We start from the raw sequence: 12,912 nt of genomic DNA on the forward strand, positions 1-12,912 counted from the left end.
CGGGCGCCGAACAACGTCGGCGCCCGTTTCATGTGACGGGGTTACTCTTTCGGTTTAAAGCGCAGCAGGCGGTTGGCGTTACTCACCACGGTGATCGACGACAGCGCCATCGCCGCACCGGCGACCACCGGGTTGAGCAGGGTGCCGGTCAGCGGCCAGAGGATCCCGGCGGCAATCGGGATACCCAGCGAGTTGTAGACAAACGCGCCCAGCAGGTTCTGCTTCATATTGCGTAAGGTCGCCTTCGAAATCGCCAGCGCATCGGCCACGCCATGAAGACTATGGCGCATCAGGGTGATCGCCGCGGTTTCAATAGCGACATCGCTGCCTCCGCCCATGGCGATCCCGACATCCGCCTGGGCCAGCGCCGGAGCGTCGTTAATGCCGTCTCCAACCATCGCCACTTTGTGCCCCTGGCTCTGCAGCCGTTTAATGGCATCGGCTTTACCGTCCGGCAGCACGCCGGCGATCACTTCATCAATGCCGGCTTCTTTGGCGATGGCCTTCGCGGTGGTGGGGTTATCCCCGGTAAGCATCACCAGCCGGTAGCCCTGCCGATGCAGGCGGGCCAGGGCGTCGACGCTGTCTTCGCGCAGCGGGTCACGGATGGCGAACAGCGCGGCCGCCTGACCATCCACCGCCAGCAGCACCGGCGTGGCGCCGCGCGAGGCCTGCGCCGTCATCTCGCTTTCTATGTCGGCGGTATTGATATGCTGCTCGTTGAGCAGCGCCTGGTTGCCGAGCAGCAGGCGATGACCTTCCGCTTCGCCGCTGACGCCAAGGCCGCGCAGGGTGCGGAAGCCGCTCACTTCCGGCAACGAACTGTCGGCGGCTTTATCGAGGATCGCTCGCGCCAGCGGATGACTTGAGCCCTGCTCCAGCGCGGCGGCAAGACGCAGCGCGGTATGCTCATCAACGCCAGCGAAAGTTTTCACCGCCACCACCTGCGGCTTGCCTTCGGTCAGGGTGCCGGTTTTATCGAACACCAGGGTATCGAGTTCACTGGCGCGCTGCAGCGCATCGGCATCGCGCACCAGCACACCGTACTCCGCCGCCCGGCCAACGCCGGAGATAATCGACATCGGCGTCGCCAGGCCTAACGCGCACGGACAGGCGATAATCAGTACCGTGGTGGCAATGACCAGGGTATAGACGATCTGCGGCGCCGGGCCGAAGACGTACCAGATCGCGGCGCTGATCAGCGCAATGGCGACTACCGCCGGAACAAATACGGCGGAGATTTTATCCGCCAGCTGGCCGATCTCCGGCTTGCTGCTCTGCGCCTGGCGCACCATACGGATAATTCTTGCCAGCGTGGTCTGGCTGCCGACGGCGCTGGCGGTGAACAGCACGCTGCCGTCCTGCACCACGGTGCCGGCGTGAATGGCATCGCCATCGCCTTTTTGCTGTGGCACCGGTTCGCCGGTGAGCATCGCTTCATCAAACCAGGCTTCGCCCTGGCTTATCACGCCGTCGACCGGGACGCGGTCGCCGGTGGTCAGGCGCAGCGTCATACCCGTCTGAACTTCCGCGAGCGGCAGATCCTTTTCCCCCTCAGGGGTCACCACGCGGGCTGAAGGTGGCGTCAGATCGAGCAGTTTCTCCAGCGCTTTCGAGGAGCGCTGGCGGGCGCGGGCCTCCAGCATATGGCCGAGGTTAATCAGGCCGATAATCATCGCGCTGGCTTCGTAATACAGATGCCGGGCTTCCATCGGAAACCACTGCGGCCACAGGTTGACGCTCATCGAGTACAGCCAGGCGACGCCGGTGCCGAGCGCCACGAGCGTATCCATGGTGGCGGTGCCATTTTTCAGGCTTTTCCACGCGCTGCGGTAGAAGTGGCCGCCGGCAAAGACCATGACAGCGAGGGTGACAAGGCCGATAACCAGCCACAGCGAACGGTTGTCATCGCTGACCATCATGTTATCGCCGATCATCCCCCAGAGCATCACCGGCACGCCGACCAGCAGGGCGACAATCGCCTGCCAGCGAAAACGCTTCATCGTAGCAATAGCGGTTTCCTGCTGGCGTTCGCGGCGTTGCAGATCGTCTTCGATCGCCTCCGCGCCATAGCCGGCTTTCTCCACCGCCTGCACTAATTCTGCGGCGGACGCACTGCCCATCACCAGCGCCGTGCGTTCCGCCAGGTTAACCCGCGCCTGTGAGACGCCCGGCACCGCGGCAAGCGCGTTTTGTACCCGGGAGACGCAGCTGGCGCAGCTCATGCCGTTGATCAGCAGCTGTTGACTGTCATCTTCGTCATGGGCTGCCGGAAGCTCAGGAGTGGCCGCTGTCAGTGCTTCCGACGGGATTGATGATTCTGCCAGCGGTTTAGCCTTTGGGTGGCTGAGCTCCGCGCCGTATCCGGCTTGTTTCACGGTATCAATCAGCGCTTGCGCGCTGGCGCTGCCCGTGACATGGGCTTCAGTGAGGGTCACCTCGGCTTGCTCAACGTCAGGACGCTGCTCCAGACTCTCTTTCACGCGTTTGACGCAGTGGCCGCAGGAGAGGCCATCCAGCGTCAGGTCGATAGTGTTAGACATAAATAACTCCTGAATAATTTTCCGGTCAACGATTGACCAGACCCACTCTTTCATCGAGTATTAAGAAGGTTAAACCTTCCAGCAAGGGGAAGGTCAAGGAGAAAAAATGAATATCAGCGATGTGGCGAAAAAAACCGGTTTAACCAGCAAAGCGATTCGTTTTTACGAAGAGAAGGGGCTGGTGACGCCGCCGTTGCGGAGCGAAAACGGCTACCGCACTTACAGTCAGCAGCATCTCGATGAGCTGACGCTGCTGCGCCAGGCGCGGCAGGTGGGGTTTAACCTGGAAGAGTGCCGCGAGCTGGTGGCCTTGTTCAACGACCCGTCGCGGCACAGCGCCGATGTGAAAAAACGCACGCTGGAGAAAGTGGCGGATATCGAGAACCATATCCGCGAGCTGCAAAATATGCGCGCGCACCTGCTGGCGCTGGCCGAATCCTGCCCCGGCGACGACAGCGCGGAGTGCCCGATTATCGATAATCTTTCCGGCTGCTGCCATCGCAAGGCGCAGGCTTAACGGACGGCGGGTCTGATTCGTAGCGTAATCCCTTCTACGGCAATCACTACAACCTTGCTGCCCGCCGCGAGGTCTTCATCGGCAATCACTGGCCAGGAGCTGTCGCCCACGCGTACGTGGCCGCGGCCGTTTACCAGCGGGGCATCCAGCGTCAGGCGGCGGCCCACCAGTTGCTGACCGCGCTGGTTGAGCTGAGCATCGGCCGGGCGCTGCGTTTTGACCCGCTTGCGCAGCCATTTCGACCACAGCCACGCCGCCAGCAGGGTGAGAACGGCAAACAGCGTCCCTTGCCATTCCCAGTTCAGCGGCAGGAGCCAGGTCAGGGCGCCGGTCACCACGCCAGCGACGCCGCTCCACAGCAGATAGCCGCTGCCGCCAAGCATCTCGGCCGCCAGCAGCAGCCCGCCCAGGCTTAACCAGAACAGATGCGGATGGGCGAAGATCATGTCGATCATGATTTTTTCCGATCGCCAGCGCCTTCTTTGATCAGCTCGCTGATCCCGGCGATCGATCCCATCAGGCTGCTGGCATCCAGCGGCATCAGCACCACTTTGCTGTTGTTAGCGGCGCCAATCTGCTGCAGCGCATCGGTGTACTTCTGCGCCACGAAGTAGTTGATCGCCTGAATATCGCCCGAGGCGATTGCCGAGGAGACCATCTGAGTGGCGCGGGCTTCCGCTTCGGCGGAACGTTCGCGAGCTTCGGCCTGCAGGAAAGCGGACTGCCGTTCCCCCTCGGCTTTGAGGATCTGCGACTGCTTTTCCCCTTCCGCTTTCAGAATTTCCGCCTGTCGCACCCCTTCGGCCTCAAGGATATAGGCGCGTTTGGTACGTTCGGCTTTCATCTGGGCGTTCATTGAGGCAATAAGCTCCGCCGGCGGGCGAACGTCGCGAATTTCGACGCGGGTGATTTTTACTCCCCACGGATTAGTGGCGTCGTCAACGATATGCAGCAGACGGGTGTTAATGCTGTCGCGTTGGGAGAGCATTTCGTCCAGCTCCATCGAGCCGAGCACGGTACGGATATTGGTCATCGTCAGGTTGACGATCGCTTGCTCAAGATTGCTGACCTCGTAGGCGGCCTTTGGCGCGTCAATCACCTGAATAAAGCAGACCGCGTCGATGGTGACATTGGCGTTATCCCGGGAGATAACCTCCTGCGAGGGGATGTCGAGCACCTGCTCCATCATGTTCACTTTGCGGCCGATTCGGTCCATAAACGGCACGACTAAGCTTAATCCCGGCTGCAGCGTCTGGGTAAAGCGCCCAAAACGTTCTACCGTCCACTGATAGCCTTGCGGGACAATTTTCACCGCCGCGGCCACAATGACCAGCGCGACGAAAATAAGGATAGGAATAAAAATCAGCATCAAAAACCTCCTGTCTTGTTGCCTGGTGGGGCGCTACAAGGAAATAGCGCATGTTTAAACTGAGTATATCTTTCTCCTCATCCTGGAGAAAGGAAAGTGGGGTAAACTAGCGGTGTTTCAGAAAATAATCAGGAAGACTCATGAAGGAAAATAACGCGCTTTTGCGTCTCGAGGGTGTGGGGTTTAAGACCGACGACGCAGTTATTTTACACAATATCACTCTTCAGCTCAGACCCGGAGAATTTAAGCTGATTACCGGGCCTTCCGGCTGCGGGAAAAGCACCTTGCTGAAGATTATCGCCTCGCTGCTCAGCCCAACCTCCGGACGCCTTTTTTTTGACGATGTGGATATCGCGACGCTGTCGCCGGAAACCTATCGTCAGCAGGTGTCTTACTGCGCGCAGACGCCGGCGCTGTTCGGTGATTCAGTCTACGATAACCTGATTTTTCCGTGGCAGATCCGCAACAAACAACCCGATCCGCAGGCGCTGGTGGCTGACCTGCAGCGCTTTGGCCTTGGCGAAAATATGCTGGAAAAGTCTATTAACGAACTGTCCGGCGGGGAAAAGCAGCGCGTATCGCTGATCCGCAATTTACAATTTCTACCGCGCGTGCTGCTGCTGGACGAAATTACCAGCGCGCTGGATGAAAGTAATAAACAGAATGTGAATGACATTATTCATGGCTACGCGACGGAAAAACAGGTCGCTGTTCTGTGGGTCACCCACGATCGCAACGAAATTTCGCATGCCGATGAAGTGATTACGCTGCAACCTGCCGGCGGAAACCTGCAGGAGGTACAGCATGAACGGGCATAACATTACGAACGAATCGCTGGCGCTGTCGATGGTGCTGGTGCTGATCGCTATTCTGGTCAGTTATCGGGAAAAACTGGCACTGGAAAAAGATATTATCTGGAGTATTTGCCGGGCGATCGTGCAGCTGATTATCGTCGGCTATGTGCTGAAATATATCTTTAACGTCAATCATGCGGTTCTGACGCTGTTGATGGTGCTGTTTATCTGCTTTAACGCGGCGTGGAATGCGAAGAAGCGCAGTAAATATATCGATAAAGCTTTTGTCTCGTCGTTTATCGCTATTACCACTGGCGCCGGACTAACGTTGGCGGTACTGGTCTTTTCGGGGTCGATCGCCTTCGTGCCGATGCAGGTGATCCCGATTGCCGGGATGGTGGCCGGGAACGCCATGGTGGCGGTGGGGCTGTGCTACAACAATATGGGCCAGCGCTTCAGCAGCGAGCAGCAGCAGATTCAGGAGAAGCTGAGCCTCGGCGCGACGCCGAAGATGGCTGCGGCGCGGCTGATTCGCGAGAGCATTCGCGCGTCATTGATTCCCACCGTCGATTCAGCGAAAACGGTCGGGCTGGTGAGCTTGCCTGGGATGATGTCGGGGCTAATTTTTGCCGGTATTGACCCGGTGAAGGCGATTAAGTACCAGATCATGGTGACCTTTATGCTGCTGTCGACCGCCAGCCTGTCGACGATTATCGCCGGCTATCTGACCTACCGGAAGTTCTTCAATGCCCGTCATCAGCTGGTGGTAACGCAGCTGAAAAAGCACCCATGAACGATCCCGGGTTGCGGCGTTCACGCCTTACCCGGGCTACCACGGCGTAATCTGTAGCCCGGATAAGCGTAGCGCTATCCGGGTCAGCGCCTCTGATTAGTACAGCAGCGAATACAGCTGGCGGCGGTATTTGGCGGCCAGCGCATCGCCGGTACCGAGGGCGGCGAGGATCTCCTGCAGCATCTTGCGCGCCTGGCCATCGCCGGCGCCTAAATCCTTCTGCAGATGGCTGAACAGCAGCGCCAGCGCTTCTTCATTACGCCCGACCTGATGCAGCTGCAGCGCCAGCTGGGAGGCCAGCTGCGCATCGTCCGGATTCTGTTCCACCTGCTGCTGCAGTTGCTGGATTTCCGGGGTGTCGGCGGCCTGTTTGAGCAGCTCAATCTGCGCCACCAGACCCTGATAGTGGGTGTCCTGATCCTGCAGCGGGATGGTTTTCAGCACGCTTTCCGCTTCATCGGAACGGTGCAGGGCAATCAGCGTTTCCGCCAGCAGCAGACCAATCTGGCTGTCCTGATTCGACAGCTGCCAGGCTTCCTTCAGCAGCGGTAATGCCTCGGCGTATTTTTCTTCCTGCATCAGGGCCAGCGCCTGCTGGGCTTTCAGCTCCTCTTCACGCGGCAGGACTTTATCCAGCAGGGCGCGAATCGCTTCCTCCGGCTGCGGGCCTTCAAAACCGTCCACCGGCTGGCCGTTCTGGAACAGATAAACTGTAGGGATGGCGCGCAGACCAAACTGTGAAGCGAGCATTTGCTCGGCGTCGCAATCAACCTTCGCCAGCGTGAACTGGCCGTTATACTGGGCGGCCAGGCGCTCGAGGACTGGGGTCAGTTGTTCGCAGTGCTGGCTGCGGGCAGACCAGAAATAAAACAGCACCGGGACGTTCATGGACTGCTGTAGCGTCTGCTGCAGGTTCGCTTCGCTAATATTGACAATATTCTGTTCGGACATGGGCGTTTCTCGTTAGTCGATTTCTGTTTTACATGGGGGCGGCATGCCGCGCTTCAACTCAGCCGTGGATAATTTTGTCCATCGCGCGGGCAGGCAGCAGGCGTTTGAGCAGCGCCACCGCGTGAGTCACCAGAGTGACCGGGTAGCGCAGCTTTGGCTTATCGCTGGTAAAAGCGTGGCGCACTTTTTCCACCACCGCCTCCGGCCCGAGGGTAAAGCGAGCGGCGATGCCCGGATTTTCTACGGGTTTATCGCTTTGCGTCTGGTTGACGTTATCGGTAAAGCGGGTGCGGATCGGGCCCGGTTCAATCAGGCTGACCTGAATACCACTGTGGCGCAATTCCATGCGTAGCGCATCGGACCACGCCTCGAGGGCGTATTTACTGGCGGCATAGGCCCCGCGACCGGGACTGGCGATGAGCCCCATCACCGAGGAGGTCATCACGATGCGCCCTTCGCCGTGCGGCGTCATCGCCGGCAGCAGCAGCATGGTCAGCTGATGCGCGCCGAAAAAGTTGGCGGAAAACTGCTGTTCCATCTGCTGGCGGCTGATGGTGTTCAGCGGGCCATAGACGCCATAACCGGCGTTATTGAACAGGCCATAGAGACGATTATCGGTCAGCGCAATCACCTCCGCCGCCGCGCGCTCCACGCTCTGTGGGTCATCCAGATCGAGCAAAATACCGGTTAGCCCCAGCTCCTGCATCCGCGCGACGTCCTCCGCTTTGCGGCAGGCCGCCAGCACGCGAAAGCCCTGGCGGGTTAAATCCAGCGCGCTTTCCAGACCAATTCCGCTGGAACAGCCTGTCACTAAAACCGTTTTTTGCATAACTTTACCTGTCAGCGACCCCTGGCGTTCAGGAGTCATGATTAACTAAGGGAGCCAGCCGGTTCGCCATCCAGTCGGCGATAAACGGCTGCGCGTCGCGATTTGGGTGAATGCCGTCGTCCTGCATCCATTGCGGTTTGAGATAGACCTCCTCCATAAAAAAAGGCAGGAGAGGAATATCGAACTCTTTGGCCAGGGCCGGGTAAATCGCGCCGAAGGCTTCATTATAGCGGCGGCCATAGTTCGCCGGCAGGTGAATTTGCATCAGCAGCGGCTCGGCGTTGGCCGCTTTGATATCTTTAATAATGGTGCGCAGTGTTTGCTCGGTCTGCTGTGGCGGAAAACCGCGCAGCCCGTCATTGCCGCCGAGCTCAACCAGCACCCAGCGCGGCTGATGCTGCTTAAGCAGCGCTGGCAGGCGGGCCAGCCCCTGCTGCGAGGTATCGCCGCTGATGCTGGCGTTCACCACCGGTGTTTTCGCCTGCCACTTCTCATTGAGCAGCGCAGGCCAGGCGGCGTTGGCCGCCATTCGATAGCCAGCGCTCAGGCTGTCGCCGAGGATCAGCAGCGTGTCCGCCGCCATTGCGCGGCAGGTAAACAGGAACAAAAACAGGAAAGGCACATGCCAGCGGAAAACATACTTGAAGTTCATCATCTTAAGAAGTCCGTCGGTCAGGGAGAGCATCAGCTCTCCATCCTTACCGGAGTTGAGCTGGTTGTCAAACCGCGGCAGACCATCGCCCTGATCGGCGAGTCAGGTTCCGGTAAATCGACCCTGCTGGCGATCCTCGCTGGCCTGGACGATGGCAGCAGCGGAGAAGTCTCGATGCTGGGCAAGCCGCTGCATCGGATGGATGAGGAGGCGCGGGCGGCGCTACGGGCGCAGCACGTTGGCTTTGTTTTTCAGTCGTTTATGCTGATCCCGACGCTCAACGCCCTGGAGAACGTCGAGCTGCCGGCGCTGCTGCGCGGCGCCAGCGACAGTGAGAGCCAGGGCGATGCCCGCGCGCTGCTTGAGCAGTTGGGGCTTGGCAAACGCCTGCACCACCTGCCGGCGCAGCTCTCCGGCGGCGAACAGCAGCGGGTGGCGCTGGCCCGGGCCTTCAACGGGCGCCCGGCCCTCCTGTTCGCCGATGAGCCCACCGGCAACCTCGATCGCCAGACCGGGGACAAAATTGCCGATCTGCTGTTCTCGCTTAATCGCGAACACGGCACCACCCTGATCCTCGTCACTCACGATCCGCTGCTGGCGGCGCGCTGCGACCGCCGTCTGCGCCTGGTGGATGGCCAACTGCGGGAGGAAGCATGATCGCCCGCTGGTTCTGGCGCGAATGGCGCTCGCCGTCGCTGCTGATCGTTTGGCTGGCGTTAAGCCTCGCCGTGGCCTGCGTGCTGGCCCTGGGGTCGATAAGCGATCGGATGGAGAAAGGCCTTAGCCAGCAAAGCCGTGAGTTTATGGCCGGCGACCGTACGCTGCGCAGTTCGCGCGAGGTACCCGCCGAGTGGATCGCGCAAGCGCGGAAGTCAGGGCTGACCGTCGGCGAGCAGCTGAGCTTCGCCACCATGACGTTCGCCGGTGATACGCCGCAGCTGGCGGACGTTAAGGCGGTGGATGACCGCTATCCGCTGTATGGCACCCTCGAGACGCAGCCGCCGGGGCTGAAGCCGCAGGCGGGGAGCGTGCTGCTGGCGCCAAGGCTGATGGCGCTCCTGAACCTGAAAACCGGCGATACGATTGACGTTGGCGATGCCACGCTGCGCATTGCCGGGGAAGTGATTCAGGAGCCGGATGCAGGGTTTAACCCCTTCCAGATGGCGCCGCGACTGATGATGAATATGGCTGACGTGGCAAAAACCGGGGCCGTGCAGCCCGGCAGTCGCGTCGCATGGCGCTATAAGTTCGCCGGTAACGTGCAACAGCTGGCGGATTATGAACAATGGCTGCTGCCGAAGCTCGGCGCGGAACATCGCTGGACTGGCCTTGAACAGGACGACAGCGCGCTGGGCAAATCCCTTGAGCGCTCGCAGCAATTCCTGCTGTTATCCGCGCTGTTGACGCTGCTGCTGGCCGTTGCCGCGATCGCCGTGGCGATGAGCCACTACTGCCGCAGTCGCTACGATCTGGTCGCAATTTTGAAGACGCTGGGCGCGGGGCGGGCGCAGCTGCGCAAGCTCATCGTCGGCCAGTGGCTGCTGCTGCTGACGCTGTCGGTGATAAGCGGCGGGGTTGTGGGCCTGGCGCTGGAGCGCCTGCTGTTGTTGATGCTCAAACCGGTGCTGCCCGCCGCACTACCCGCTGCCAGCGGTTGGCCGTGGCTGTGGGCTATCGGGGCGACAGGCGTCATTTCCCTGCTGGTGGGCCTGCGGCCGTATCGACTGCTGCTGGCGACCCTGCCGCTGCGAGTGCTGCGTCAGGATGTGGTGGCTAACGTCTGGCCGCTGAAACACTATATTCCTGTGGTCTGCGCGGTGGTGGTCGGCGGGCTGGCCTGGCTGATGGGTGGCAGCCCGCTGCTGTGGTCGGTGCTGGCCGGGGCGGTGGTGCTGGCGCTGCTGTGCGGCCTGGTGGGCTGGGGATTGCTGTGGCTGCTCAAACGCCTGACGCTCAAAGCCTTGCCGCTGCGTCTGGCGGTGAACCGCCTGCTGCGCCAGCCGTGGTCGACCCTCAGCCAGCTGGCGGCGTTTTCCCTGTCGTTTATGCTGTTGGCGTTGCTGCTGGTGCTGCGCGGCGATCTGCTTGACCGCTGGCAGCAGCAGTTGCCCCCGCAGAGCCCGAACTACTTTCTGATCAATATTGCCCCTGAGCAGATAATGCCGGTGAAGACTTTCCTCGCCGAACACCAGACCCGGGCGGCGGAATTTTATCCGATCGTCCGGGCTCGTCTGACGCAGATCAACGGTCACTCCACGGACGGGAACAAAGACGAAGCGCTGAATCGCGAGCTTAATCTCACCTGGAGCGAACAGCGTCCGGATCATAATCCGCTGGTGGCCGGTAGCTGGCCGCCGAAGCCGGGCGAGGTATCGATTGAAGAGGGACTGGCGCAGCGGCTGGGGGTGAAGATCGGCGATACGGTGACCTTTACCGGCGATACTCAGGACTTCAGCGCGAAGGTCAGCAGCGTGCGCAAAGTTGACTGGGAGAGCCTGCGGCCCAACTTCTTCTTTATTTTCCCCTCCGGGGCGCTGGACGGGCAGCCGCAGAGCTGGCTCACCAGCTTCCGCTGGGATAACGGTCCCGCGATGTTGACCCAGTTGAACCGCGAGTTTCCCACCGTTAGCTTGTTGGATATCGGCGCCATCCTGCGTCAGGTCGGCCAGGTGCTCTCCCAGGTCAGCCGGGCGCTGGAGGTGATGGTGGGCCTGGTCACGGCCTGCGGCGTGCTGCTGTTGCTGGCGCAGGTCCAGGTCGGTATGCGCCAGCGGCATCAGGAGCTGGTGGTCTGGCGCACGCTGGGGGCCGGGAAATCGCTGCTGCGCGCCACGCTGTGGGCGGAGTTTGCCCTGCTGGGGCTGGTTTCCGGACTGGTGGCGGCGATAGGCGCGGAAGTGGCGCTGGCGATGCTGCAGACGAAAGTATTTGATTTCCCCTGGACGCCGGACTGGCGCTTGTGGGTGATGCTGCCGCTGACGGGAGCGGTGTTGTTATCTCTGTGCGGCGGCGGGCTGGGGCTGCGTTTGTTAAAAGGGAAAGCGTTGTTCCGCCAGTTTAGCCAGTAAGATTATTGCATTTTGATGATGCGCCGCCGTTTTTGGCGGCGCTTTTATTTTAAGCGCACAAATTGATAACTCGTTGATTTTTAAGCGCACAAAACATTAAAAAACCGACAACACGCTGTACTGATTCGCGGTTAATATTCAGCTGGTAAATATAAGGTTGCTTATTAATCAAGGAAAAACTATGGCACATAAAATAAAAGCGCTGGCGGTCTCGATCGGCGCAACACTGGTGTTCGCTTCATTTGCTTCCCACGCGGAGATCACGCTGCTGAAACAAGATCCGCAGGCGGGCGATCCGTTAAGCCGGCTTAACTTTACCGTCGGCGGGAGTATTCGTCCGCAGTTCAACATGATGAGCGGTGATGGCGATAAAGGATCCTATAAGCGTAACGGTTTCGACGGTGGCACCCGTTTCCGCTTCGCGGCGGATTACTACCTGTTCGATGATATTAGCTGGATCAGCTACTACGAACTGGGGGTGAACATTCCGGCGCTGTTTGACTGGGATAACCACTACGCGGAAGGCGCAAACAATACCACCCGCCGCATGCTGTATACCGGCCTGAAAAGCGATACCTGGGGCACATTAACCTACGGGCAGCAGAACAGCATTTACTATGATGTGGTGGGGGTGAAAACCGATATCTGGGACTACGACATGATCGGCCAGGCCCCGGGAAACGGTATTAACGGCGATTACGATGGCTCCTATCGTTCACGTAATATGCTGAAATATAAGAAAACCGTGGGTGATGTCGATCTATACGGCTCTTATCTGTTCGAAGATAGTGAGTATCTGCCTGGCAACGGCCTGCGCTACAAGCGTAAAGGCGGCGGTTCTGTTGGTGCGGACTACCACATCATGAAGGACCTGACCTGGGGTACCGCGTGGAACTATACCCGCGCCGAAATGCGCGACCCGTCAAGCGCCGACAGCAAAACCTATGACCAGAACATCGTCGGTACCGCGCTGAGCTGGACCCCGGATAACTGGACCTTCTCCTTCGGCGGCGGCTGGTATCAGAACTTCCTCACCACCAAAAAAACCGATGTGCATAACTACTTCGCCGGCGACGCCTGGGGGATTGAATATTTTGCGGGCTATAAATTCCCGATCAATCAATACGCTGTTAAATCTATTCAGCCGTACTTTATGGGCGACCGCCTGCAGTACGTGAATGGCCGCAACTACCAGCGTATCGATAACGGTCTGGGGATCAGCTTCCAGCTGGATTACGGTTTCCGCGTTGACTACGAACACGTGTTTACCTCCAGCACCGACAACCTGGGGGATATGAACCTGGTGCGTCTGCGCTACGACTTCTAAGCGGTCACAACCCCCGGTCGCGCTGCGCTACCGGGGCTACAAATCGCGCCGAGCGGTAGCCCGGCTAAG

Annotated in this window: 13 protein-coding genes; 6 read left to right on the forward strand and 7 right to left on the reverse strand. The window is 59.7% G+C overall.

From position 1 onward, the window contains the following. Positions 1–41: 41 nt before the first annotated feature. The gene (copA, locus tag HMPREF3142_RS05885; RefSeq protein ID WP_070611867.1) at positions 42–2,543 is read right to left on the reverse strand and encodes a copper-exporting P-type ATPase CopA; all 2,502 of its coding nucleotides are present in this window, start codon (positions 2,541–2,543) and stop codon (positions 42–44) included. Between the two features lie 106 nt (positions 2,544–2,649). Between copA and cueR the strand changes: the two genes are divergently transcribed. Continuing rightward, positions 2,650–3,060: a Cu(I)-responsive transcriptional regulator gene (cueR, locus tag HMPREF3142_RS05890; RefSeq protein WP_002892208.1), complete on the forward strand. Its 411-nt coding sequence runs from the start codon at positions 2,650–2,652 to the stop codon at positions 3,058–3,060. On the opposite strand, the gene HMPREF3142_RS05895 is transcribed toward cueR, so the two are convergent. Both HMPREF3142_RS05895 and HMPREF3142_RS05900 read right to left on the reverse strand, forming a co-directional pair. Beyond that, positions 3,057–3,515, reverse strand: a complete 459-nt coding sequence (locus HMPREF3142_RS05895) for an NfeD family protein (RefSeq protein WP_070611753.1) — start codon at positions 3,513–3,515, stop codon at positions 3,057–3,059. The two genes, cueR and HMPREF3142_RS05895, sit on opposite strands and share 4 nt — an antisense overlap. Further along, entirely contained in the window at positions 3,512–4,429 is a 918-nt protein-coding gene (locus HMPREF3142_RS05900; RefSeq protein ID WP_002892258.1) for an SPFH domain-containing protein, read from the reverse strand. Before HMPREF3142_RS05900 ends, HMPREF3142_RS05895 begins: the two co-directional genes overlap by 4 nt. 140 nt (positions 4,430–4,569) lie before the next feature. On the opposite strand from HMPREF3142_RS05900, the gene fetA reads away from it, so the two are divergent. Together fetA and fetB are read left to right on the forward strand one after the other, a co-directional pair. Further along, positions 4,570–5,247 carry an iron efflux ABC transporter ATP-binding subunit FetA gene (gene fetA / locus HMPREF3142_RS05905; RefSeq protein WP_012968804.1) on the forward strand — a complete coding sequence of 226 codons (678 nt, stop codon included), beginning with the start codon at positions 4,570–4,572 and terminating at the stop codon, positions 5,245–5,247. Further along, positions 5,234–6,016: an iron efflux ABC transporter permease subunit FetB gene (gene fetB / locus HMPREF3142_RS05910; RefSeq protein ID WP_008805460.1), complete on the forward strand. Its 783-nt coding sequence runs from the start codon at positions 5,234–5,236 to the stop codon at positions 6,014–6,016. The genes fetA and fetB overlap by 14 nt, the downstream gene beginning before the upstream one ends. Before the next feature lie 96 nt (positions 6,017–6,112). On the opposite strand, the gene HMPREF3142_RS05915 is transcribed toward fetB, so the two are convergent. Genes HMPREF3142_RS05915 through tesA form a run of 3 tightly spaced genes read right to left on the reverse strand, consistent with a single transcriptional unit; the run spans position 6,113 to position 8,448 of the window. Further along, positions 6,113–6,967 carry a co-chaperone YbbN gene (locus HMPREF3142_RS05915; RefSeq protein WP_008805461.1) on the reverse strand — a complete coding sequence of 285 codons (855 nt, stop codon included), beginning with the start codon at positions 6,965–6,967 and terminating at the stop codon, positions 6,113–6,115. Between the two features lie 58 nt (positions 6,968–7,025). After that, the gene (locus tag HMPREF3142_RS05920) at positions 7,026–7,835 is read right to left on the reverse strand and encodes an SDR family oxidoreductase (RefSeq protein ID WP_009484702.1); all 810 of its coding nucleotides are present in this window, start codon (positions 7,833–7,835) and stop codon (positions 7,026–7,028) included. Next, the gene (gene tesA, locus HMPREF3142_RS05925; RefSeq protein WP_012542655.1) at positions 7,825–8,448 is read right to left on the reverse strand and encodes a multifunctional acyl-CoA thioesterase I/protease I/lysophospholipase L1; all 624 of its coding nucleotides are present in this window, start codon (positions 8,446–8,448) and stop codon (positions 7,825–7,827) included. Before tesA ends, HMPREF3142_RS05920 begins: the two co-directional genes overlap by 11 nt. Here tesA and ybbA point away from each other — a divergent pair. Further along, the gene (ybbA, locus tag HMPREF3142_RS05930) at positions 8,419–9,105 is read left to right on the forward strand and encodes a putative ABC transporter ATP-binding protein YbbA (RefSeq protein ID WP_008805463.1); all 687 of its coding nucleotides are present in this window, start codon (positions 8,419–8,421) and stop codon (positions 9,103–9,105) included. The two genes, tesA and ybbA, sit on opposite strands and share 30 nt — an antisense overlap. Next, positions 9,102–11,516 carry a putative ABC transporter permease subunit YbbP gene (gene ybbP / locus HMPREF3142_RS05935; RefSeq protein ID WP_039102916.1) on the forward strand — a complete coding sequence of 805 codons (2,415 nt, stop codon included), beginning with the start codon at positions 9,102–9,104 and terminating at the stop codon, positions 11,514–11,516. The genes ybbA and ybbP overlap by 4 nt, the downstream gene beginning before the upstream one ends. Here ybbP and HMPREF3142_RS29295 read toward each other — a convergent pair. After that, entirely contained in the window at positions 11,478–11,606 is a 129-nt protein-coding gene (locus HMPREF3142_RS29295; RefSeq protein ID WP_162535923.1) for a hypothetical protein, read from the reverse strand. The genes ybbP and HMPREF3142_RS29295 overlap by 39 nt on opposite strands. Before the next feature lie 91 nt (positions 11,607–11,697). Between HMPREF3142_RS29295 and HMPREF3142_RS05940 the strand changes: the two genes are divergently transcribed. Continuing rightward, a complete protein-coding gene (locus HMPREF3142_RS05940) occupies positions 11,698–12,843 on the forward strand; it encodes a porin (RefSeq protein ID WP_016160408.1) in 1,146 nt (381 codons plus the stop codon). Positions 12,844–12,912 lie beyond the last annotated feature (69 nt).

The organism is Klebsiella sp. HMSC16C06 (assembly GCF_001808325.1).
Classification (GTDB): Bacteria; Pseudomonadota; Gammaproteobacteria; order Enterobacterales; family Enterobacteriaceae; genus Klebsiella; species Klebsiella variicola.